At 41.0% G+C, this 21,429-nt stretch carries 21 protein-coding genes and 2 pseudogenes; 11 read left to right on the top strand and 12 right to left on the bottom strand.

All coding sequences use genetic code 11. The annotated features are described in order from the left end of the window. Window positions 1-61 precede the first annotated feature (61 nt). Together V7K41_RS26635 and crtE are read left to right on the top strand one after the other, a co-directional pair. Window positions 62-1,471, top strand: coding sequence for a family 2B encapsulin nanocompartment shell protein (locus tag V7K41_RS26635; RefSeq protein WP_334853050.1), 1,410 nt, complete (start codon window positions 62-64; stop codon window positions 1,469-1,471). 227 nt (window positions 1,472-1,698) lie between these two features. Continuing rightward, window positions 1,699-2,628, top strand: a complete 930-nt coding sequence (gene crtE / locus V7K41_RS26630) for a geranylgeranyl diphosphate synthase CrtE (RefSeq protein WP_334853048.1) — start codon at window positions 1,699-1,701, stop codon at window positions 2,626-2,628. Window positions 2,629-3,223: 595 nt separating this feature from the next. Here the strand turns inward: crtE and V7K41_RS26625 are convergent. From V7K41_RS26625 to V7K41_RS26605, 5 genes and pseudogenes are all read right to left on the bottom strand, one after another. Next, window positions 3,224-3,526: a hypothetical protein gene (locus V7K41_RS26625; RefSeq protein WP_104909170.1), complete on the bottom strand. Its 303-nt coding sequence runs from the start codon at window positions 3,524-3,526 to the stop codon at window positions 3,224-3,226. Between the two features lie 610 nt (window positions 3,527-4,136). Beyond that, on the bottom strand, window positions 4,137-5,540 hold the full coding sequence (locus tag V7K41_RS26620) for a glycoside hydrolase 100 family protein (RefSeq protein WP_334853046.1): 1,404 nt from the start codon (window positions 5,538-5,540) through the stop codon (window positions 4,137-4,139). Between the two features lie 62 nt (window positions 5,541-5,602). Continuing rightward, window positions 5,603-5,728, bottom strand: a pseudogene (locus V7K41_RS26615) (SDR family oxidoreductase); the annotation flags it as partial. Window positions 5,729-5,863: 135 nt separating this feature from the next. Then, window positions 5,864-6,382 (bottom strand): SDR family oxidoreductase, encoded by a 519-nt coding sequence (locus V7K41_RS26610; protein ID WP_334853044.1) that lies wholly within the window; start codon window positions 6,380-6,382, stop codon window positions 5,864-5,866. Further along, complete coding sequence (locus V7K41_RS26605) at window positions 6,334-6,600, bottom strand: SDR family NAD(P)-dependent oxidoreductase (RefSeq protein WP_334853043.1); 267 nt, start codon at window positions 6,598-6,600, stop codon at window positions 6,334-6,336. The genes V7K41_RS26610 and V7K41_RS26605 overlap by 49 nt, the downstream gene beginning before the upstream one ends. A gap of 272 nt (window positions 6,601-6,872) precedes the next feature. Between V7K41_RS26605 and V7K41_RS26600 the strand changes: the two genes are divergently transcribed. The 4 genes from V7K41_RS26600 (at window position 6,873) to V7K41_RS26585 (ending at window position 10,208) form a co-directional block, all read left to right on the top strand. Further along, window positions 6,873-7,019 carry a hypothetical protein gene (locus tag V7K41_RS26600; RefSeq protein ID WP_334853041.1) on the top strand — a complete coding sequence of 49 codons (147 nt, stop codon included), beginning with the start codon at window positions 6,873-6,875 and terminating at the stop codon, window positions 7,017-7,019. A 371-nt stretch (window positions 7,020-7,390) separates the two neighbouring features. Next, window positions 7,391-8,107, top strand: coding sequence for a pirin family protein (locus V7K41_RS26595; protein ID WP_334853039.1), 717 nt, complete (start codon window positions 7,391-7,393; stop codon window positions 8,105-8,107). Window positions 8,108-8,508: 401 nt separating this feature from the next. After that, window positions 8,509-9,213: a mobilization protein gene (locus V7K41_RS26590; protein ID WP_334853037.1), complete on the top strand. Its 705-nt coding sequence runs from the start codon at window positions 8,509-8,511 to the stop codon at window positions 9,211-9,213. A gap of 272 nt (window positions 9,214-9,485) precedes the next feature. Then, entirely contained in the window at window positions 9,486-10,208 is a 723-nt protein-coding gene (locus V7K41_RS26585; protein WP_334853036.1) for a class I SAM-dependent methyltransferase, read from the top strand. Between the two features lie 8 nt (window positions 10,209-10,216). Here V7K41_RS26585 and V7K41_RS26580 read toward each other — a convergent pair whose 3' ends face one another. From V7K41_RS26580 to V7K41_RS26570, 3 genes are all read right to left on the bottom strand, one after another. Then, window positions 10,217-10,774: a YidH family protein gene (locus V7K41_RS26580; RefSeq protein WP_334853034.1), complete on the bottom strand. Its 558-nt coding sequence runs from the start codon at window positions 10,772-10,774 to the stop codon at window positions 10,217-10,219. A gap of 262 nt (window positions 10,775-11,036) precedes the next feature. Continuing rightward, complete coding sequence (locus V7K41_RS26575) at window positions 11,037-11,693, bottom strand: hypothetical protein (protein WP_334853032.1); 657 nt, start codon at window positions 11,691-11,693, stop codon at window positions 11,037-11,039. An 86-nt stretch (window positions 11,694-11,779) separates the two neighbouring features. After that, complete coding sequence (locus tag V7K41_RS26570) at window positions 11,780-12,466, bottom strand: cadmium resistance transporter (protein WP_334853030.1); 687 nt, start codon at window positions 12,464-12,466, stop codon at window positions 11,780-11,782. 289 nt (window positions 12,467-12,755) lie between these two features. On the opposite strand from V7K41_RS26570, the gene V7K41_RS26565 reads away from it, so the two are divergent. Then, complete coding sequence (locus V7K41_RS26565; RefSeq protein ID WP_334853029.1) at window positions 12,756-13,739, top strand: LysR substrate-binding domain-containing protein; 984 nt, start codon at window positions 12,756-12,758, stop codon at window positions 13,737-13,739. A 118-nt stretch (window positions 13,740-13,857) separates the two neighbouring features. Here V7K41_RS26565 and V7K41_RS26560 read toward each other — a convergent pair whose 3' ends face one another. The 4 genes and pseudogenes from V7K41_RS26560 to V7K41_RS26545 all read right to left on the bottom strand — a co-directional run. After that, window positions 13,858-14,226, bottom strand: coding sequence for a pentapeptide repeat-containing protein (locus tag V7K41_RS26560; protein ID WP_334853027.1), 369 nt, complete (start codon window positions 14,224-14,226; stop codon window positions 13,858-13,860). Next, complete coding sequence (locus tag V7K41_RS26555) at window positions 14,216-14,530, bottom strand: hypothetical protein (protein ID WP_334853025.1); 315 nt, start codon at window positions 14,528-14,530, stop codon at window positions 14,216-14,218. Before V7K41_RS26555 ends, V7K41_RS26560 begins: the two co-directional genes overlap by 11 nt. A 350-nt stretch (window positions 14,531-14,880) precedes the next feature. Next, complete coding sequence (locus V7K41_RS26550; protein ID WP_334853023.1) at window positions 14,881-15,411, bottom strand: hypothetical protein; 531 nt, start codon at window positions 15,409-15,411, stop codon at window positions 14,881-14,883. Between the two features lie 121 nt (window positions 15,412-15,532). After that, window positions 15,533-15,622, bottom strand: a pseudogene (locus V7K41_RS26545) (DNA-binding response regulator); the annotation flags it as partial. 170 nt (window positions 15,623-15,792) lie between these two features. Between V7K41_RS26545 and V7K41_RS26540 the strand changes: the two are divergent. From V7K41_RS26540 to V7K41_RS26525, 4 genes are all read left to right on the top strand, one after another. Beyond that, on the top strand, window positions 15,793-16,002 hold the full coding sequence (locus V7K41_RS26540) for a hypothetical protein (protein ID WP_334853022.1): 210 nt from the start codon (window positions 15,793-15,795) through the stop codon (window positions 16,000-16,002). A gap of 417 nt (window positions 16,003-16,419) precedes the next feature. Next, window positions 16,420-17,397: an ABC transporter substrate-binding protein gene (locus V7K41_RS26535; protein ID WP_334853020.1), complete on the top strand. Its 978-nt coding sequence runs from the start codon at window positions 16,420-16,422 to the stop codon at window positions 17,395-17,397. Window positions 17,398-17,406: 9 nt separating this feature from the next. Continuing rightward, the gene (locus V7K41_RS26530) at window positions 17,407-20,070 is read left to right on the top strand and encodes a hybrid sensor histidine kinase/response regulator (protein ID WP_334853018.1); all 2,664 of its coding nucleotides are present in this window, start codon (window positions 17,407-17,409) and stop codon (window positions 20,068-20,070) included. Further along, the gene (locus V7K41_RS26525; RefSeq protein ID WP_334853016.1) at window positions 20,060-21,427 is read left to right on the top strand and encodes a diguanylate cyclase domain-containing protein; all 1,368 of its coding nucleotides are present in this window, start codon (window positions 20,060-20,062) and stop codon (window positions 21,425-21,427) included. Before V7K41_RS26530 ends, V7K41_RS26525 begins: the two co-directional genes overlap by 11 nt. Window positions 21,428-21,429 lie beyond the last annotated feature (2 nt).

Here is a 21,429-nt window from a genome sequence, read left to right as displayed (position 1 = left end):
TTCCTACCCTCCAATGCTCTCTGTTAGGAGAGTAAATTTAGTCGCATGAAACGTTAACTTTATGACAAATGTTTCGATTAGACCAGATTTAGACCAAGAAAATGGGCAACCCCAGATCAGCTTAAGCACGAAAGGGGCGCGGAATTTAGCCAAAACCACGAAAACTCCGCCCCAGATGCAGGGCATTACCCCTAGGTGGTTGTTACAGATGTTGCCTTGGGTGCAAATCAGGGGTGGGGCCTATCGGGTTAACCGTCGCTTGACCTATGATGTTGGTAATGGACGAGTCAGCTTTACCAATACAGGGACTCAGGTGCGGGTCATTCCCCAAGCACTTTGTGAACTCCCTTTACTGCGCGGGTTTGAGGATATTGAGGTACTCAACGCCTTGGCAGACCGCTTTGTGCAACAAGAATTTGCCCCTGGTCAGGTAATTGTACAGGAAGGTCAACCAGCCGATCGCGTGTTCTTAATTGCTCGTGGTAAAGTTAATAAGCTGAAGGCAGGCAAATATGAGGCGGAAGCTTTACGGGATATCTTAGCTGACGGCGATTGTTTTGGTGGCGAAGCTATAGTTCTATCTCAGGACACTTGGGAGGTTAGCCTCAGAGCTGTTACGCGCTGCATAGTTTTGTCTTTGCCAGTACAGGCGTTTCGGGAGTTGATGAACCAGTCTGAAGCGTTGCAGACTCAGGTCGATCGCTTTAGAGCTATGTTGAGCAAACCCCAGGATAAGCATAATCAGGCCGAGATCATTATGACTGCTGGTCATAGTCCGGAAACTGAGTTACCCAGGACATTTGTTGATTACGACTTGAGTCCACGGGAGTATGAGTTAAGCGTCGCTCAAACCGTTTTACGGGTGAATACGCGAGTTGCTGACATCTACAACGAACCCATGAACCAGACGGAGCAACAACTACGGCTGACCATCGAAGCGTTGCGGGAACGGCAAGAATACGAAATGCTGAATAATCCTGATTTCGGGTTGTTGCACAATGCCGATCTTAAGCAACGCATCTTTACCCGCACCGGGCCACCGACTCCAGATGATTTTGATGAATTGCTCTCTCGGCGGCGCAAATCCCATTTTTTCCTTGCTCATCCTCGCGCGATCGCTGCTTTTGGGCGGGAGTGTAACCGTCGTGGAATCTATTCCCCAAGCAGGGAGGTCAATGGAAAGATTGTACCTGCATGGCGCAACTATCCGATTTTTCCTTGTAACAAAATTCCAATTACCAAGGAGGGTACTAGCTCTATTTTGGTACTCCGTGTCGGAGAAGAAAACCAAGGGGTGATAGGTCTACACAAAACGGGTATCCCTGATGAATACCAACCCAGCTTGTCCGTCAAATTCATGGGTATCAACGAAAAAGCCGTCATTTCTTATCTTGTCAGCGCCTACTACTGTGCAGCCATTCTCATCCCCGATGCACTTGGCATCCTTGAAGACGTAGAAATCGGGCGCTGAGGGAAGGGTAATACCGTTTCACTTTAAGGTTGATACAAATAGGAGGCAGGGGAGCAGGGGGCTCTTAGCTGGGGGAAAGAGGGTTTTCCTATTTCTGCATAGATTACGGTAATTATAAGTAATCAAACAAACATAATATTAATTCCTAAAGCAGCGTTGTTTAATAGTTCCTGTCAGCCAGATTTTGTCGATTAGGTGTAGTACTGTAATTTTGAAGATAAATATTTATGGTGAATACTCAAATCTTTGAATGGTCATCTTTTAAAGAAACTACTTTTGACCTTAAAGCCTATTTATCAGAACGGCGATCGCAAGTTGAATCAACGCTTGAACAGTCAATTACTATAGCCCATCCAGAAATACTCTACGAATCTATGCGCTATTCCCTGCTGGCTGGAGGAAAGCGCCTACGCCCGATTCTATGTCTTGCCGGTTGTGAACTTGCTGGAGGCACAATCGAGATGGCGATGCCTACTGCTTGTACGCTGGAAATGATTCACACCTTTTCTCTAATCCATGACGACTTACCTGCAATGGATAATGATGACTTTCGACGCGGAAAGTTAACTAACCATAAAATTTATGGCGAAAACATTGCCATTCTAGCTGGTGATGCACTTTTAGCTTACGCCTTTGAGTTTCTTGTGGTTCAAACCAAAAAAGTTGCTGCCCAGCAGTTGTTGCAGGTTGTTGCTAAGTTGGCTCATGCAGTAGCAGCAACAGGTCTAGTTGGCGGTCAAGTTGTTGATTTACAATCTGAGGGATTGCAGAATATTGACATCGAAACTCTCAACTTTATTCATGCCCACAAAACTGGTGCTTTATTGGAAACGTCTGTTTTATCAGGAGCACTATTGGCGGGAGTGGACGATAAAATTCTGCTGCCGCTTTCTCACTATGCTCGTAATATTGGTCTAGCTTTTCAAATTATTGATGATGTGCTTGATATGACTGGTACTCAGGAGGAACTCGGTAAAACTCCGGGCAAAGATCAAAAGGCGCAAAAAGTAACTTATCCCAGTTTGTGGGGTATCGAGGAATCAAAACTCAAAGCCCAAAAATTGGTTGACTCAGCAAAAGCAGAATTAGCTTGCTTCGGTGAAAAGGCGCAACCTCTAATGGCGATCGCAGACTATATCACAGCTAGAACACATTAGTCAGCGCTCACTCTGCCAAGTTTTTTAACTTTCTATGGTTCGTAACTGGCTATTTTTTGGGTAAAAGCATATATATGTTACAGGAGTCTTTGGCACTAAGAAAAGCTGATGATTTTGACTTTTTCCAGTTTAGATTTACTTTATAAATAGGCTCTTAGTACACGTCACCGTAAAAGGGGTTCGGAAATATCGAGGCTTGATGTTGGGTTTCACTTCGTTCTACCCAACCTACGAATAATTAAATTCCATACCCTTTTTGTGGTGGGCTGTACTTAGTGACCTAATTTGGAAGTGAAACCGGGTGGTCGCTTTTCTTTAAGTTGAGATGTAGGAGGTTCTCAACGCGATTTTCTACATTTTGGTAAAAGAAGTCAAATGGCGTAGGCGTAGCCCGTCGTAGACATCGCTACCAGTTTTAAGGCTTGCTTTGCATTGGCTAACAAGGTTTTATAATCTAGCCGATCTCGAGCTTGATTTTTTTTCGGATTGCATTTTTGTCTCTTGATAAACACATTTTCGGCAATTAACTCTCGTCAGTTATATAAGAAAACTGGCGAGAGCTTAGTAAATATTGTCTGTGTTATCTGAGTCTCAGCTATTTCATCAATAATGGTGATTCCGGGCTAGGATTTTCTTGGATGCTACTCACACAAAAACTAATGTGCGAACGAATAGCTCGCTCATAAACTCCAGTTTGCTGAGTGCGTACCCCTATAGCCTGATATATTAAGTTAACTTCTGGAAACTCAGACCAATACATCAAAAAGATGTCTTTAGCTGGAGTAATAATTTCATAATTATTCTCTTGTCTTTTCTTTCTTAGTTTACAATTATTTAGTTGTAATTTTTGTCTGAATAGTTTTTCAAATTCTGGAATTAAATCTGAAGTAGTTTTCATGGTTAATACACGTTAAAACGTGCTAATTATGCAAAGACTATCTGGTGATATTACATATTACTAAGTATGACACTTCAGATACTTCTTACAATATAGTGTATCAGTTATCGGATATTTGAGAAGGTTATTCAGAGGCAGGGTCACTCGTTGGTGTACTCTCTGATGGAGAAGCAGGCTGTGCGATCGCTGGAACCTTTTAATCAGGATTTTTATGGAACAAATATACTATTTCCTAAATTATACTTACCAAAAGTTTGCCCGCTTGTAATGTTATGTCAGTATAGTTAGTACAGCCAAAAGTTTGCCTACCTTTAACCAGTTGCTCAGAACAACTTGTCTGCCTATTGTCTGCTGAATTGAGATGGTAGCTGAATTTACGCGCCCGCTGTACTAGTTAGCAGAAACACCCTGTATAATTACAGCACTAAATTATCTTTGGGGTAAAACCTTGCGAGGTATTCACTACGCAATACTGTTCGGTTAAGGCAAGAGACGCGATGAATCGCCGTCTCTACAATAATCAGTCTTTCGTCTTGACGGAGATTTATCGGGCCTTTAGCGAGCTAGAATTTTCATCAAAAAACCTTAACCGAACCGTATTGATTCACTACTACAGGCTACAGCCTGGGCCTTCAAGACCCTCTGCAAAACTGATTAATTCCAAGTACTCTGGATTTTCCACAAGCTTTTTAGCAGCTAGCAATCCGGCAATGCTCCAAGTTTGATAAATTCGGGCTTCTTTGCCAATTAAACGACCATTGTTGCCATCGTAGTATTCTGGGAATTTATCTCTAAATAAACGCCTTTCGGCAATAGCGATCGCTGCTTGAGCAAGTTCTGTTCGATCGGCTTTCAGTGCCGCAGCGGTAAATAACCACAGTAAAACGGGCCAGTTACCGCCGTTGTGATAAGACCAAGCCCTGTTCTTAGAGTCACATCCTGTAACAATTCTCCACTCTAAACCTTCCAAAGCGGGAAAGCAAATTTTAACAGGCATATAGCCGATTAAGTCTTGCCAACGTTGGGCGAATAAATTCATAATGCTTTGAGATTCTTTAACGCTTGCTAAGGAAGTTAAGATTGCCATCAGATTTCCCAGAGCGAAAAAGCGAAAATCTATCCGCCCTGGCCCAAGATTTCCCGCTAAATATCCTCCAGTTTCGGGCAACCACTCGGTCAACCAATTAGGAATTGATTCTGAGTTGATGTTGAATTTATTAACAATTTCTTTACCAAATTCGTTATCTTTGTAACGATATATTTCCCCCAATCGCTTCAGGTCTAGCCAATAATAGTTGCGGATATGATATTTCAAAGATCCCAATCGCCTATTGACTTTGTTAAGGTAGCTATCGCCATCCCCATCTGCTAAAAGCAATTCACTAGCAGCCCTCAAAGATGCGTAGAATAATACCTGAATTTCTAAAGGATGTTCGTAAACTCCCATGCGACGGTCAATCATAAACGCGCCATCGGGAACTAACATTGTTGGGTACATGGAAAAGCGATGTACCAAGCAAAGATCCAAAATTAGTTTGATTCCGGCTTGAAAATCTGGCTGACGCGCTAGTGACAAATCACCTGTAGCTTTTTCATAGGCCCGTAGCAAGAGAATCCACCACATACAAGAATCAATTGGGGGAACACGAGCGATCGCTTGCTCTCCAAAATCAGCAACCAAAAATTCCTCATTCCCCTTAAAATGTACTTTGAAACTGGCAGGCATTAATCCCGCTCCTGGTTCAAAGCAGTCTATCTGCTTTTCATGACTTTGTAATTTCAGTGTTTCTACTAAGAAGTTACGCACAATCTCTGCTTTGCCGTGCATGAGAAACACCAAGGCAGAAGGGACAAAATCGCGGAGGAAGCACTGGTCATAATTGAGTGCATCTGACTCCGGATCGTGTGCGGCTACAGTACCAATGGGTTTTCCTTGGTAGTAAATTACGGACTCTCCCAATAATTCCCAGGCTTGTGCTTCCATCTGACTGTTCTTATCGATCGCGCTAGTCATGGGCGTTTAATTCCACTAATGGTATGTATCGGCTTAATTGTGGAAAGTACGCCAGCCTAACCTCAAGCTGACCAAGATTCCCAAAAGTCAGCATATAGAGTCAATCCACCATCTACAAATAGCGTTTGTCCGGTGATGTAGGCGGCTTCATCCGAAGCTAAAAAAGCTACTGCGGCTGCCATCTCCTCATATCATGTCCGGTGACTTATCATTAAGCCCGCAGGGGGCAGGGGGCAGGGGGCAGGGGGCAGGGGGCAGGGGGCAGGGGGCAGGGGGAAAGAGGATTTTCCGGTTTCTGCATAGATTACGGGAATTATAACTAATTAACCGGACATGATATCAGAGGAGCCAGCACGTCCCATTGGGATGTGACTTTCTACAATTGCCTTTTTTTCAAGATCGTCTATCCAGGCTTGATTCATTCGCGTAATCGTTACTCCGGGGCCAATGGCATTGACACGAATACCAAGGCTTGCATATTCCAAAGCTAAAGTTTTGGTTAGGTTTTCCATCCCGCCTTTGCTAATGGAATAACTGATATACATCGGTCGCAAAATAATTTCGTGAACGCTGGAAATATTAACGATCGCTCCCGGACAATTAACACACAGGAGGTGTTTAATAGTTTCACGGGCGCAGAGATCAGCACCCCGGAGATTGACTGCAATTACCCGGTCAAAGTCTGCTGTGGTAACTTCGTGGGATGGACTTTCTGTTTGAATGCCAGCATTATTAACTAGAATATCTAAACTGCCAAATTCCTTGACTACGGTGTTGACCATCTCAACAATGTCTAATTCTTGGGAGACATCTCCTGAAGCAGCAGCGACTTCACACCACAATTTTCGATATTTCCGCAGGATTTTTGCAATGCCATCTCTTGGGTGTCTGCCGCGGCTTCAGGGTATGAGCGGTAATTGATGGCGATGTTGCACCCTTCTTGAGCGAGTCTGATAGCGATCGCTTGACCAATACCTGAAGTTGCACCTGTAATTAAAGCATTCTTTCCTTTTAAGCCTATCATATTTCCTCCCAAAGCTGCCCTGATTTGAATTTGCATCAGTCAGACAATTTTGGATTTTAGATTACTCTTTTATACATTTAAGGCTGGTACTGTCAACCCCTATTGGAGGGAATTTAAAAATCCAGAACTTTCGCAGCACTCAGTAAGTTTTGTGTCCACTTACCCTGTTGCAAACCGATGATGTTCAAAGCAGTTAAAAATGCGATCGCTCTAAATTCTCTTCCTAGACAACATCATTCTGCAAATAGGGTAAAAAATCTGAATTGGTAAAACGTCTTCCACTAGTGAGATTTATAGTCATTTAAAGAATGATTGACTCATCAGGGGTAATCGTGCCTTGTTTGATTAAAAAGCTGGTACAGCTATGCGTAATTTTTATACCGCAAAGTTTCATTGATTTAAAATGGATGCTTTATTTACACCCTGCTGTACTACAGACAGCGATCGCTCCATAGTTTCGATTAAGTAGGGATGCACATCTGTGTGTTGTTAATTAATAAATAATACATCGGTTTTTTATCACTAATTCTTTAGTATCTGCTACTGGAAAAAAGTAAAATATCTATTACTTCACCTACTACCAAACCCAATACAGCTAAGACAGTTTTAACCCAAAATGAATCTAATTTATTGCAGCCATAAAAGCGCAAAAACTAACTTAAATTAATGCTAAAAGTGTGAAATTAAGTTTATAGTAACTGATATATAAGCATTATAGGGTAAACCGTACTTTTCATTTTATATGTATATACTTTACTATTTAAATAGTTATAAATTAGGTTTAATCAATCAGAATTCTAAAAACAATTAACAACGAGGTAAATTTATGTCTCAAAATACAATTACCCACTTAATTCACGATCGCAATGCCCGTGGTCACGCAAAAATGGGCTGGCTCGATAGTTATCACACATTTTCCTTCGGTAGTTTTTACGATCCTAACCGGATGGGATTTCGCTCTCTGCGGGTAATTAACGACGATCGCATCGCCCCAGGTGCTGGATTCCCTACCCACAGTCATCGTGACATGGAAATCCTCACTTATGTCTTAGAAGGTGCTGTAGAGCATAAAGACAGCTTGGGTACTGGCTCGGTGATTCGCCCTGGTGATGCCCAGATTATGAGTGCTGGAACTGGAATCAGCCACAGTGAATTTAATCCCTCACCAACAGAACCACTACACCTGCTACAAATCTGGATTCTTCCCAATCGAGAAGGATTAGCACCAAGATATGAACAAAAAGCTTTTCCTCTAGAAGAAAAGCGTGGCAAACTTCGCTTAATTGCTGCTAAAGATGGGCGCGATGGTGCTGTGACAATTTACCAAGATGTTGATTTATACACATCTGTTTTAGAGTCAGGTGATGTTGTTAATTATCAAGTCAAACCGGATCGTTATGCTTGGTTACAAGTAGCGCAAGGCATAGTCAACTTAAATGGTGAAGAACTCAGAGCCGGTGATGGTGTACAAATCAATGGCGAAGAACAGCTAGAAATTAGCACCAACATCGGCGGCGAAATCTTGCTTTTCGATTTAGGCTAATATTGCAGCTAAAAGCGCAGTTAGAAACCGCGTCTAAACAAAACCTGCTTCCGCAGTTTATAACAAGGGGCTTAAGCCCCTTGTTTTGTCTTAGGGACTTCCAAGAAATAAATTATCCAATTTCACGCCCATCAAAACGACTTTCCCTCCCCCTGCCCCCTGCCCCCTGCCCCCTGCCCCCTGCCCCCTGCCCTCAAAGCGATGGGACATTTTTTAAATTGGAAGTCCCTTAGTCCGCGCAGACGGACTTTGCCTGTGTAAAATGAGACTGTTGGAAAACTATATCCAAATCACGGTTATACTTTCTCATAAAACCACCAAAATACTTGGGGGCAATGGCCAAAAAGTTCTTAGTTTGGGAAAGATGTATCAGACTTTAATAATTATTAGAGGTGGCTGTAATGCCGACGATTCATTTTGTGGATGGTGAAAAAGGCGGGGTAGGAAAGTCTCTCTTTGCCAGGACAATGATTCAGTATTGTCTGGATAAGAGAATCCCATTTGTACCAGTAGAGACAGATAGATCAAATCCAGATGTAGCAGGGGTATATAAGGAGATATGTAAATATGCTGTGTTTAGTGAGAATGAACGACAGGCAAATAAGGCAGATAGAATATTTGAGTGGGCGATAGAGAAGCCAGTAATTGTGAATTTAGCAGCACAATCGCATAGAGCAGTACAAGGGTGGATTGACTCTAATCAATTAATTGAATTAGGAAGTTCGCAGGGAGTGATGTTTTGCAAATGGTTTGTATCGACAGGAGGATACGACAGCATCAACCTGTTTACTCAGTCAGTAAATACTTATGGTGAGAAAATTCCTCATATTCTGGTGAGGAATTTAGGGCTGTGTGATGATTGGGAACATCTAGAGTCAGACTCTAACTATCAAAACATAGTAAATAAATATCAGATAAAAGTTATAGATTTTCCGAAATTAGCATACAGAGAAAGAAACATAATTGACCAAAATCGCCTGACTTTTGCAGAGGCTAGAGAGTATAAAGAATTTGGGATAATTGGGAAACAGAGAATAGTGAATTTTCTGAAGCTTGCTTATGGTGCTTTTGAGAAAGTAGGTATCTGGTATGAAAAAGTTGAATAGTAGTCATTAGTCATTGGTCATTGGTCATTGGTCATTGGTCATTGGTCATTAGTACTAGGACTTACGCAAAAACCCTCTCAAACTCTCATTTCTCCGTAAACTCTGCGTCCTCTGTGGTTCGTTTTCCGTTACTTGTGCGTAAGTCCTAGTACCAATGACTTCGGACAAACCTTAGCAGGAGATTGGATGGGGGTGCGATGGTGTACCCGCCTGCCGTAGCGATCGCTTTGCGAATTTGACTACAATCCTTAAAAAGAGTAGCAAAAACTTAAATGTCTAAAAAGCCCGATTCTCAGTTTCAAAATCTCTTTAGTTCACCCAAATCAACCAACTGGGACGAAAGATTAGCCCAAATAGCCTATCGCTTTAACCGAGAATATCAACGCGAAACCTTTGAACTGCCAGCGGAAGTACAGGCGATGCCGATATTCGGCGAGTGGATTGCTGGAAGTTTCTCAGGGAGAATTGCTTCCCCTTTTTGGGAAATTGCTAAACCTCAAAAAAACCAACACTGTATAGATATTGGCTGTGGAATCAGCTTTTTAATCTATCCTTGGCGGGATTGGCAAGCATTTTTTCATGGGCAAGAAATCAGTAATGTGGCACGCGATACCCTGAATTCTCGTGGGCCACAGTTGAATTCTAAGCTGTTCAAAGGGGTTGAGTTGGGAGCAGCCCATCAGTTAAACTATTCATCAGAGCAGTTTGATCTAGCGATCGCCACAGGATTTAGCTGCTATTTTCCCCTCGAATATTGGGATGCTGTACTAGCAGAAGTCAAGCGGGTGTTAAAACCAGGTGGACATTTTGTATTTGACGTTCTCAATCCAGAACAGCCTTTAGCGGAAGATTGGGCAGTTCTGGAAACCTATTTAGGGGCTGAGGTGTTTTTAGAACCTTTGGCTAAGTGGGAAAAAACGATTAAGGCCGCTGGTGCTAAAGTCGTAACCCATAAATCAGGGGAATTATTCGAGTTGTATAAGGTGCGATTTTAAAAATCTTATTACTCAGGGATAACTGGACTCATTGGATCTAAAGAAGTTGTAAAAACAAAATAGATTACCCCAGCGCCGAGAATCATCACGGCGAGACTGAACAGTAACACCCATCGGTCTGTTGGTTCGTAAGTATCTTCTTCAATATCACGACGGACAGCAAAATAGTGTCCTGTTGAGAGCCACACCGTAATTAAACCCACCAGCGAGAAGACTAAACCTAACTTCCAGCCGTTACCAGGACGAGGTATCAAAGGTACTTGGAAGGCACGCAAACGCACGATGACAACACCAAAACCTAAAAGAGCGATCCCTGTCCGCATCCAAGCGAGGTAGGTACGCTCATTTGCCAAGTGATCTCGAATTCTAGACGGATTCAGTCGTCCTGGCTTTTTTTTATCTTTATCTTCTTCTGTGGGTTTCAATTTTAACTGCATCAATAACACCCTTATCCCCAAAGCAGCTTCTGTCAAAAAAATGCGCAGGTAGTAGGAAATCTCTTTCCAGATAACTTGCACCCAGCGCAATAGTTGCGCTACTGAAATATGCTTGTTGTGATTGTACATTTTTCCAAAATTTATTTTAATGCAGATATCGAAATAAAACAAGCCTGACCGAATAATTCGGAACTGATAATTGATGTTATGGAGCAACTATAAGTAATAAGATTCATAAAAAAACAGCCAAGATCAGAGAGATTTTTCACCAGTTTTTGTCCTGTTTTTCTCTGAAATTGGCTGTTTCCCTGTTAAAATTGAGAACAATTTCTAAACAGTTATAAGTCTAAATTCTTACCATACGCCTAGTAACTGTTTAACGTTCAATGATTTAAGACTTCATGGTAGGCGCATTGGGAACCCGTGTATATATTATAGCCTGTGATACATTCGGAATAAACCAGTTAACTTCGTTAGCTTTGACAATTTGAGCATTAGGAATGTTGATTTCAATTGCAGCAGTATCTGGATTAGTTTTAATTGTTAACTTACTGCCATCAGGTATCTTAATAGCCACTGCCTCTGTAAATTCTTGAGCTTGTCCGTCTGCGGTTAAACCTGTAATTGTGGCATCATTTGGCAGATAGAAGCCATCACAATCCCAGTTATTTTTAGTAGACTGACCATCAGCTAGAAAATATAGACCGTTCTCGTACATAGCATCGTCATCCTCTTCCTCATTTGGTCTTTTGCCATATACTGCTATGGTGTTACCTGTTTTGTTTTCGCATTGACCCCAATTGATTCCCGTCTCTAAAGCATATTTTTGGAATGTTAACTCATCGATTTTCTGCTGAATTTTCTCTGGTGTGACACCTTCTACTTCAGTTTGGGCTTCTTTTGCTTGAGTCAGTTTACCAAGCGTTTTCGTGACTTCGATATAATCAGGGTTTTTGCTAAATTTTGGTTTATCAGCAAAAGAAGGTTGAGCAAAGGCGAAATTAGCGACAATCATTAAGACAATTAGCAGAGATTTCCATATTTTCATGTTTTGATTCCTGTTGATAGGTAAGATATTTTGCTGTTGGGAATTCATAATGTACTTCTTTTTAGACAATTAGTTTTTCTTGTTCTTCACTCGACGGTTGAGTATTGAAACCTAACAATTAATGAGAAGATATAACTAGAAATTACAGATAAAAGAGTCCAAGTAACATTTTCTGTGACAATAAACACGCCCAAACCAATCAAGATACAAGGTACAAAAGTCTTGCCATTTTCAGTTAAAAAGTTGGCGATCGCAGGCAAGTAGGTTAATTTACAAGCGGTATAACACCATACACCGACTAGGGTAAAAAATACACTTAGTATTACCAGCAGACTGTCTAATTCTGAGTTGGCAAACAGGGGTACATAGACACTGATATTATCACTACCATTGGCAAAGGCGATCGCAGCGACATTGCAAGTTTGCGGAGAGAGAAAACTGCTAACTATAGAGGGACAAGACGGCTCAGTTTCTTCTTCGGCTTCCTCAGATGAATCCTCTTCGCGTTTTAGTAAACTGCTCATACCAATGATTATTGGCATAAAACCAAGTAGTCTAATCCAGTCTTGCGGTATGATTAATCCACCGAAGAAACCAGGAAGGCTAGCAACGATCAATGCTGCAAAACCGAGATACTGACCAGCAAAGATGTGACGACTGCGAAACGTTGTACTTATTTGTGAAAAAAACAACGTCAGAATCACAATATCATCAATGTTGGTGGCAGTGAATGCGGTAATCCCTGTGGTAATTGCAGTTACTAAATCGTTCATTTGTGGATGTCCTTATGTTCATGCTTGCGAATTAGGCACTTGTACTGAGCGTTGCCTCTCGTAGAGAAGTATTGGGCATGGGGCATTGGGTATTTACAAATGACCAATAACCAATGACAAATGACAAATGACAAATGACAAATGACCAATGACCAATGACAAATGACTAGGTAGAAAGCCTTGATTTATACTTTAGTCAAACTAACCGATAGAATCAAATGCTTTTATTTGTCAAAATGATAAATGAAAGTGATTAAAATTTTGACACTAAGTTTTAGGGATACGATAAATGGCAGGAATGACGCTTGAGCAGCTAAAAATCTTTCTAGCTGTGGCGCAGAACTTACACTTTACTCGCGCAGCAGAGGAGCTTTATATTACACAACCTGCTGTCAGCGCAGCAATCCACAACCTAGAGCAAGAATACGGAGTGAAACTATTCCATCGAATTGGTCGCCATATCGAGATTGCTGAAGCGGGTAAATTACTGCAAGTGGAAGCGCAAAAAATTCTCGATCAAGTTTCCTTGACAGAAAGGGGATTGCGAGAATTGAACAATCTGCAACGGGGTGAATTGAAATTAGGGTCGAGTCTGACAATTGGTAACTACTGGCTACCAAGTAAGATTAGTGAGTTTAAGAGCCAATATCCTGGTATTCAGATTGACTGTACCCTTGCCAATGCAGAAACGATTTGTGTCGGTACAGCAATGGGACAGTTTGATTTAGGTTTGGTAGAAGGAGATGTGAAGCCAGCACTTCAGAATACTCTAGAATACGAAATAGTGGCGAGCGATCGCTTGCAAATTGTCGTCGGTCAAAAACACCCTTGGTTTGAGTGGGGAGAAATAGATTTAAGCCAACTAACTCAAACTCCTTGGGTGATGCGGGTGCGGGAATCTGGTACACAGCAAAGGTTTGAGGAAGCGTTGCAAAATTGGGGGATCAACCTCAGCGAACTGAATGTAATTTTAGTGTTCACCAGTGGTGAGATGGCAAAAGCCGCGATTGAAAATGGTGTAGGTGCAACTGGAATTTCTGAGTTGATGGTAAAAAAAGAAATCCAGTTGGGGACTTTGCGGGCAATTCGAGTTATTGATAATAGAGAAGGTAACGGTGCGATGCCTACGGCGAGCTACGCCTACGCAGAAATAGTTCGACCTTTTTTCAAAATCAAGCATCGTCAGCGTTTTCAAACTGCTCTTTCCAAAGTCTTTGAACAAATGTTGATATCGTCTATGTTGGATGGTTCACATCATTTATCAGTTATTTAAAGGAGACTGGGCATTGGGCATTGGGCATTGAAAAGAGACAGAAGGGAAAAACTTACTACAACTGCTCCCTGCTCCCCCGCTCTTTCATCCCCTCATTTCCCCCAGTCCCCAATCCCCTTCACACCTTTTGCATATTTTGACTGATGGGGTCAAAACCTCTAGAAAACCGCGTACTCTCATCGTAGTAAGCGCCAGTCAGATTCGCTCCATACAACTTGGCATAGTTGAGTTTTGCTCCCCGGAGATTTGCTTCATTCAAATTGGCACCGCTCAAATTAGCTCTGGTCAAATTCGCTTTGGCTAAATTAGTTCTACTCAAATCTGCTCCCCACAGTTTAGCTTTAGCTAAGTTAGCTCCACTCAAGTCAGATCCCCATAAATTAATTCCAGGCAAATCGGCTCCAATCAGCTTGTTTCTACTCAAGTTGACGGCTGGAAAATATCTTTCTCCTGCGGCAAAACGCCTTTTTAATTCTTCAGCATTCATGCGTCACGTTGACCTTCTTTAGCAATACAGAAGTTATTTGTTCCCATTCCTGGCTTAGTTCTCCTGAAAATTCTAGCTGACCACTGCGTTGATACCAGAAATGGGCATTTTTCAAATCGCCTTCTTTACGGTGCAGATAAGCATGAACCCAAGCACTGTCAGCATCACTGGCATTTGCAACTATTTCATGAGCTTTGCTCCAATCACCTTTGTTGTCATACCACATTGCTTGCAGCCCTTTTGGTAGTGTCTGAGGACATGGGGGCTGCTTTTCGATCAATCGCAGGAATTCCTTTGTATTCACGATCGCCACCTAACAAGTATCAAACTTCTATCTCTAAGATACTCCTCAGTTTCAGGAGAAGATGGGATTGGGGACTGGGGAAGATAAGGGAGCAGGGGAGACAAGGGGGACAAAGGGGAATTATTAGACTTCTTGCATGAATCAATGAGCTTTCACCCTAAATCCCTTTCCCAAGCTTGAGAGAGGGACTTAGGGTGAGGACTCCCCTTCTCCCAATTTTGGGAGAAGGGGTTGGGAGATGAGGGCGAATTTTGCATTTGTGCAAGAGGTCTATTGAACAATTCTCTCCCTTATCTCCCCCCTCTTCTTCATCTACCTTGTCTCTTCTCCATGCTCAATGCCCTTCATCTCTACTTAACTGGAATAACTTCAAACTGGAAAGTACCGATCAAACGGTCATCAATATAGACTTCTATTCTATGCTTACCAACTGGATCGCCAGGGGCAATTGTCCAAAAATTCTCAATCACACCTTCTGGAGCCGACTGTGTGCGCCGTGTTACAGATGTCTTGCCGTCTGCTGATATTGAGAAATCTTCGCCATTATCTGTACCCCAAGTTTCTGGAGGTTTTGGTAAATGCAAGACTTCACGCCATTTCACTTCACCTTGGTAGTTTTTGAGTTTAATCCGCCATCCGTAGGTGTTTCCTTCCTGAAGTGGCACTCTTGTTGTCTGGAAAATGGTAACGTTTCCTTTGGAGTCAACTCTCTTCAGACCAAACTCGGTGTTACTGACAGTAATCTGTTTTGCATTCGTTGGCGCTGGAGATGATATGGCATTTTCTACCAAAACAGAAGTAGCGGTGATTGGCTCAGAACTGATGATCCCAGATATTAGCCAAAAAGCAGCTAGCACAGCAGTAGTAGTCCAAATTCTCATTAGTATGGTTTTCCTGTCAGACTTTTGGTACTTATTCAAGTAATCTGCCATGTTTTCCGGGTCAAGGTTAGCGATGGTTAGACAAAGACGAAATTGCTTTGAGAAATTTGGCGGATTTAATCAACCCACTGACTTTGGTCAACATCCAATCTAAAATCAGTAAATCATAGTCTTTGCAAAAGGCAAACCATTGCGCCGTCCTTTCTCCATCTGCGTAGGTGTGGCTCGCCGTAGGCATCGTATTATACTGCATAGCTCTTCACCGTCTTAACTCTACGAGACACTTCACGAACAAGACAGTGTGGCAGGATGGATATAGTATTCTAAATTCTGAATTCTGACTCCTTCTTTATATCTTCCTTTTCTAATCACACTTTGCACATGAGATACCAAGTTGGCGGTAGCCTCTACAGTGACGATCCCACTTATGTTGTGCGTCAAGCAGACGAAAAACTTTATAACAGTTTCAAAGGTAGTGCTTTTTGCTACGTGTTTAACGTTCGGCAAATGGGTAAATCATCTGTACTACAGCGAATAAGTCGTCGTCTCAAGTTAGAAGGCTATAAATGTGTTTACTTAGAGGTTGTTTGAAAAGGGTTGGCTTGAGCCTTAAGTATGACTCAGAGGTACGCTCTCAAATCCCAAAACTCCGATTTCGTAGCAGTTTCTTGGTAGCCAGGGTAGTGAAACACACGCTTGAGGACTTTTCAAACATCCTCTTATATAACAGTGGAAAAGAGCGATCGCTCTCTTTGCAATTACAGCCTTTTTCATTGATTTGAACCATAATTACTTGTTGGGGCGGCTGCAAAACAAACAATACCTATGAATAAATAAAATTCTCAAGCCGCGCTTGCGGTCAGAATTTCTAAATCTGGAAGCAATTCCAACAACCAAAACTCCTTTAATACAATCACCGACGAAATTTACACGGCAATTTAAATTTGAACAATTAGTTTATTTACCTGAATCTTTGATGAGCAATAATTAAAAAATATCAAAAATTTTATGCTTAAACTACTCAGATACATTAGTATTTTCCTCATTACTGCCTGTTTACTACTTGCTTGTAATACTTCAGCACCAACTGAAGTAAAACGCCCTCCCTTGAAAGTTATATTTGCATCTTTTGTTGGAGAGCTTCCAGGCATCATTGCTCAAGAAAAAGGATTCTTCAAAGCCCAAGGGGTAGATGTGGAACTAATTCATAAACAATACGCCCAATTGGAACAAGCAAACTTCAATGCGGGTAAATATGATGGGATTACGTCGTCCTTGGGAAAGTTTATAATCTTGAGTGCCACAAATCCAGATATACAAGGTGCGATCGTTATAGATGAATCAATAGGAGCAGATGTGGTAGTCGCCCAATCAAAAATTAAAACTGTCGCTGATTTGAAAGGGAAAAAGTTGGGTGCAAATCTAGGCAGTTTTAGCGAAGTTTTCGTGACTGAAATGTTGAAAACTGCCAATTTAACCAGTGATGATGTGAACTTGGTTCAATTAGAGGCTTTAGAAATTCCTCAACGCCTGAAAAATAATACGATTCAAGCCGGACACACTTGGCAACCCTATCTCTCTAAAGCGATGAAATTAGGGGGAAATATCCTATTTACTAGCAAACAAACCCCTGGCTTGATTTTAGATTTGATTATCTTTCGCGGTGAGACAATCCGCGATCGCCCCAAAGACATTCGTGCTTTTGTGCGAGGATGGCTGCAAGCTTCGACCTACTGGAAAGCAAATGTTGAGGAAGGAAAAGCTATCATCAGCAAAGCGTTAAAAATTCCTAACAATACTCTCTCTCTAGAGGGAATAAACCTAACTGATTTAGGTGAAAATAAAAAATATTTTCAATCTAGCAACCCTAACTCCATCTACAAAACTGCCAATATATATGCAGACTTTTTTATTCGCTCTGGAAACATTACGCGTATTCCTGAGCTAGAAAGTTTGTTCAATTCTTCCTTCTTGAATCCTCCCTAGTTTGAAGCTATGCAACACTCCTTTTTGGGCGGCATCCGTACAAAGTTGATCGCCTCGTTTCTCGTTGTTGCTTTGATTCCATTGCTGTTATTGGCATTTGTCAACAAACAGACAACAGAAAAAGCACTAACTGACAATGCCCGACAAGCCCTATCTGCGGCGGCTAACGAAACCGCTAACAGAATAGATGCCTTTATTGATGGAAATCTCAATGCCGTGCGCGTAGAGGCGATTTTACCAGGTTTGGCACGCTATCTCAGCTTAAATCCAAAACAGCGAGATGACAGCCCCGAAATGCAATTGGCGACAGAAACATTAATCCGTCTCAGTCGCAAAGATATGCTCAATATTCTCTCTTATGCTTTGCTCGACTTAAACGGTAAAAATGTATTAGATACACGTACACTGAATATTGGCAAAGACGAATCAGTTCAAGATTATTTTCAAAAACCGCTAAAAACTGGTTTCTCTTTTGTTTCTAGCATGAAGCGATCGCCGACAATTCCCGATCTTATTACCCTCTTTTTTAGCAGTCCGGTTCGCAATGCCAAGGGAGATATATTGGGTATATTGCGTGTTTCATATAATGCGACTGTTGTTCAACAGTTAGTAACTCGACAAACTGAACGGGCTGGGGCAAAATCTTTTGCTATTCTTTTAGATGACAAGAATGTTTATCTGGCACATAGTACTGCACCAGAACTGCTTTTTAAATCAATTGTGCCTCTGCCTGACTATATTGTAACTCAACTGCAACAGGAAGGTCGTTTGCCTAATTCTTCTCTCAAAGAATTGGCAACTAATGAGTTAAAACTTAAACAAGCATTGGATAATAAACAGTCGTATTTAATTGCATCTTTGAAAGCAACAGGTAATCAGGTTAATCTAATTGCGATCGCTCGTTTGCAATATAAGCCTTGGTCTGTATTGTTTGCACGTCCCTTTGCTGTTGCTCTAGCACCTGTAGAAAAGCAAATTCGCGACGCAATTTTTCTATTTGCATTTATTGCAGGAGTAGTGACAATTATCGCTTTTGCCATTGGGCAACTGTTAACAAAGCCAATAATTTACCTTACCAATATAGTTTTCCAGTTTACCGCAGGTAACTTAGATATTCGCGCCAAAAATAAATCAAAAGACGAAATAGGTCAACTGGCAAAATCGTTTAATAATATGGCACTTCAGTTACAAACATCTTTTGAAACTTTGGAACAACGGGTACAGGAGAGAACAGCAGAGTTAGCGATTGCTAAAGAAAAAGCCGAAGTAGCAAATCAAGCTAAAAGTTTATTTATTGCTAATATGAGTCATGAATTGCGATCGCCCCTCAATGCTGTTCTAGGTTTTTCTCAATTAATGTTACGTGCTAAAAACTTGCCTGCCGAGCATTATGAAAATGTCGGGATCATTTATCACAGTGGTGATTATTTACTAACGCTCATTAATAATATTCTCGATTTATCAAAAATAGAAGCGGGTAAAACTACTCTTAACCCTAGAGACTTTGACCTGTATCGCTTGCTAGATGACTTAGAAGATATGCTATATTTACAGGCAAGTAATCAAGGCTTAAACTTAATATTTCAACGTAGTGAAAATGTCCCATGTTATATTTGCACAGATGAATTAAAACTCCGACAAGTATTAATTAATTTGATTAGTAATGCCATTAAATTTACTCAAAAAGGAACAATTAGTTTAACAGTAAATAATACTAGTGAAGAAATCACAGATATTTTAACTCTTAATTTTAAAGTCTGTGATACAGGAGTAGGGATTGCAGCCGCAGAATTACCCAAACTATTTAATGCTTTTTCCCAAGCAAAAGCCGGAAAAGAATCACAAGAAGGAACGGGTTTAGGTTTAGCAATTAGTCACAAGTTTATTCAGTTAATGGGAGGAGATATTTCTGTTGAAAGTAAATTAGGAGTAGGGACAACTTTTAAATTTTATATTCAAGCAAAATTAGGTCAAAAAACCAATAGTAATACTTTAGAAGCACATCCAAAAGTATTAGAACTTGCACCAGGACAACCTATTTATAAACTATTAATAGTAGATGATAAATCTATTAATCGTCAATTATTAATTAAACTTTTACAACCGTTAGGGTTTGAGATGAAAGAAGCTAGTAATGGCAAAGAAGCGATCGCTATTTGGAATGAATGGGAACCCCACCTGATTTGGATGGATATGCGAATGCCTGTCATGGACGGTTACGAAGCTACAAAATATATCAAGTTCACTACCAAGGGGAATGCTACAGCTATAATTGCTCTGACAGCAAGTGTTTTAGAAGAAGAAAAAGCGATCGTCCTTTCAGCCGGGTGTGATGACTTTCTTCGCAAACCTTTTGCAGAACATACAATTTTTGACACACTAGCCAAACATCTTGGTGTCAAATATATATATGCTGAAAATAATTATTCAAATTCTGAAGAGACAGAAAAAAAATCGTTAACATCTAACAATCTAATTTGTATGTCTCAAGAATGGATTAATCAATTCTATGAAGCTGCTTTAGAAGCGAATACTAATCGGGTCATAGAATTAATTAGAGATGTTCCCAAAACAGAAACTTTTTTAATTCAATCTTTAACAAAACTTGCTCGTCAATTTGAATTTGAGGAATTGGTTGATTTAGCCGAACCCCTGAGAAGCAATGAATCTTGATTCTGATAAAGAAAATAAAGGTAATATTCTCCTAGTAGACGACAGTCCCAAAAATTTACATTTATTAAGTGATTCTCTGGTCAAACTTGGCTACACTGTTCGCAGCGTTACAAGTGGGCGGATGGCACTAAAAACAGTAAAGGCAAAGCGACCAGATATCATTCTTTTAGATATCAAGATGCCAGAAATGGATGGCTATCAAGTTTGTAGAATTCTGAAAGCGGATGAAGTTCTACGCACCATTCCTGTTATTTTTATTAGTGCTTTAGATGATGTTTTCGATAAAGTGATCGCCTTTGAGTCAGGGGGCATAGACTACATCACCAAACCCTTTCAGATGGAAGAAGTTGTAGCGCGTCTAGAAAATCAGTTAACTATTCAACGTCAGCAACGGCTTCTAGAACAAGAAAATATTAAGCGTAGGGAAACAGAAGAGATACTGTATCAGTCCAGGGCAATGCTAGCCAGCATTTTGAATAGTTCGCTAGATGGTATTGCCGCTATGCAAGCTGTCCGCAACCCTGCAACTGGAGACATTGAGGATTTTCGTTGCTTAGTTATCAATCCTGTTATTGCTAAAGCCTTCGGAAGCAAATGTGAAGAGATGATTGGCAAAGTAGTACTCAAAAAACTTTTAACCTGTCTAGAACCAGAACTCTTCAATCATTTCATTAATCTTGTTGAAACGGGGGAAGCTTTAGAACAGGATTTTTACCATCCATTAAGCAATTCTTGCTGGTATCACTTTGTCGCAGTCAAACTAGATGATGGTTTTGCTATTACCATACGCGACATCACTGGACGAAAACAAATTGAATTGGCTCTCCAAGATGCAAATCAGAAACTAGAACAACTGGCAAATTTAGATAGCTTGACTCAGGTAGCTAACCGTCGTTGCTTTGATGCACGACTGCAAGCAGAATGGAGACGCCTTGCACGAGAACAACAACCCTTGTCACTGATTATGTTTGACGTTGATAAATTCAAACTTTACAACGATTACTATGGTCATCTTGCAGGCGATGATTGTCTAATGAGGATAGCGCAAACAGTGCAACAGACAATTCATCGTCCTGCCGATTTAGTAGCGCGTTATGGTGGAGAAGAATTTTTGGTACTCTTGCCCAATACTGATTTAGCAGGAGCGATTAAAGTAGCGCAAAGTATTCAGCAAGCAATTCATGCTCTGGCTATTCCCCATGTACAGTCTGATGTCAAGAATATCATCACTGTTAGTTTAGGAATTACCTCTCACATACCCATTTGGAACATCAGGCCAGATATACTTATTGCCTCAGCTGATAAAGCACTCTACTGTGCCAAACAAAATGGGCGCGATCGCTATTGTAATGATTAAAA

This window comes from Nostoc sp., from assembly GCF_036917415.1.
In the GTDB taxonomy this organism is placed as follows: domain Bacteria; phylum Cyanobacteriota; class Cyanobacteriia; order Cyanobacteriales; family Nostocaceae; genus Nostoc.
The sequence above is the reverse complement of the archived record's forward strand: the minus strand, read 5'-3'. Positions and strand labels throughout refer to the sequence as shown.

Excerpts from the sequence above, each read along its gene's own strand:
- V7K41_RS26635 (WP_334853050.1), top strand. The coding sequence starts at position 62 with ATGACAAATGTTTCGATTAGACCAGATTTAGACCAAGAAAATGGGCAA.
- crtE (WP_334853048.1), top strand. The coding sequence starts at position 1,699 with ATGGTGAATACTCAAATCTTTGAATGGTCATCTTTTAAAGAAACTACT.
- V7K41_RS26625 (WP_104909170.1), bottom strand. The coding sequence starts at position 3,526 with ATGAAAACTACTTCAGATTTAATTCCAGAATTTGAAAAACTATTCAGA.
- V7K41_RS26620 (WP_334853046.1), bottom strand. The coding sequence starts at position 5,540 with ATGACTAGCGCGATCGATAAGAACAGTCAGATGGAAGCACAAGCCTGG.
- V7K41_RS26605 (WP_334853043.1), bottom strand. The coding sequence starts at position 6,600 with ATGCAAATTCAAATCAGGGCAGCTTTGGGAGGAAATATGATAGGCTTA.
- V7K41_RS26600 (WP_334853041.1), top strand. The coding sequence starts at position 6,873 with ATGATTGACTCATCAGGGGTAATCGTGCCTTGTTTGATTAAAAAGCTG.
- V7K41_RS26595 (WP_334853039.1), top strand. The coding sequence starts at position 7,391 with ATGTCTCAAAATACAATTACCCACTTAATTCACGATCGCAATGCCCGT.
- V7K41_RS26590 (WP_334853037.1), top strand. The coding sequence starts at position 8,509 with ATGCCGACGATTCATTTTGTGGATGGTGAAAAAGGCGGGGTAGGAAAG.
- V7K41_RS26585 (WP_334853036.1), top strand. The coding sequence starts at position 9,486 with ATGTCTAAAAAGCCCGATTCTCAGTTTCAAAATCTCTTTAGTTCACCC.
- V7K41_RS26580 (WP_334853034.1), bottom strand. The coding sequence starts at position 10,774 with ATGTACAATCACAACAAGCATATTTCAGTAGCGCAACTATTGCGCTGG.
- V7K41_RS26575 (WP_334853032.1), bottom strand. The coding sequence starts at position 11,693 with ATGAAAATATGGAAATCTCTGCTAATTGTCTTAATGATTGTCGCTAAT.
- V7K41_RS26570 (WP_334853030.1), bottom strand. The coding sequence starts at position 12,466 with ATGAACGATTTAGTAACTGCAATTACCACAGGGATTACCGCATTCACT.
- V7K41_RS26565 (WP_334853029.1), top strand. The coding sequence starts at position 12,756 with ATGGCAGGAATGACGCTTGAGCAGCTAAAAATCTTTCTAGCTGTGGCG.
- V7K41_RS26560 (WP_334853027.1), bottom strand. The coding sequence starts at position 14,226 with ATGAATGCTGAAGAATTAAAAAGGCGTTTTGCCGCAGGAGAAAGATAT.
- V7K41_RS26550 (WP_334853023.1), bottom strand. The coding sequence starts at position 15,411 with ATGAGAATTTGGACTACTACTGCTGTGCTAGCTGCTTTTTGGCTAATA.
- V7K41_RS26540 (WP_334853022.1), top strand. The coding sequence starts at position 15,793 with ATGAGATACCAAGTTGGCGGTAGCCTCTACAGTGACGATCCCACTTAT.
- V7K41_RS26535 (WP_334853020.1), top strand. The coding sequence starts at position 16,420 with ATGCTTAAACTACTCAGATACATTAGTATTTTCCTCATTACTGCCTGT.
- V7K41_RS26530 (WP_334853018.1), top strand. The coding sequence starts at position 17,407 with ATGCAACACTCCTTTTTGGGCGGCATCCGTACAAAGTTGATCGCCTCG.
- V7K41_RS26525 (WP_334853016.1), top strand. The coding sequence starts at position 20,060 with ATGAATCTTGATTCTGATAAAGAAAATAAAGGTAATATTCTCCTAGTA.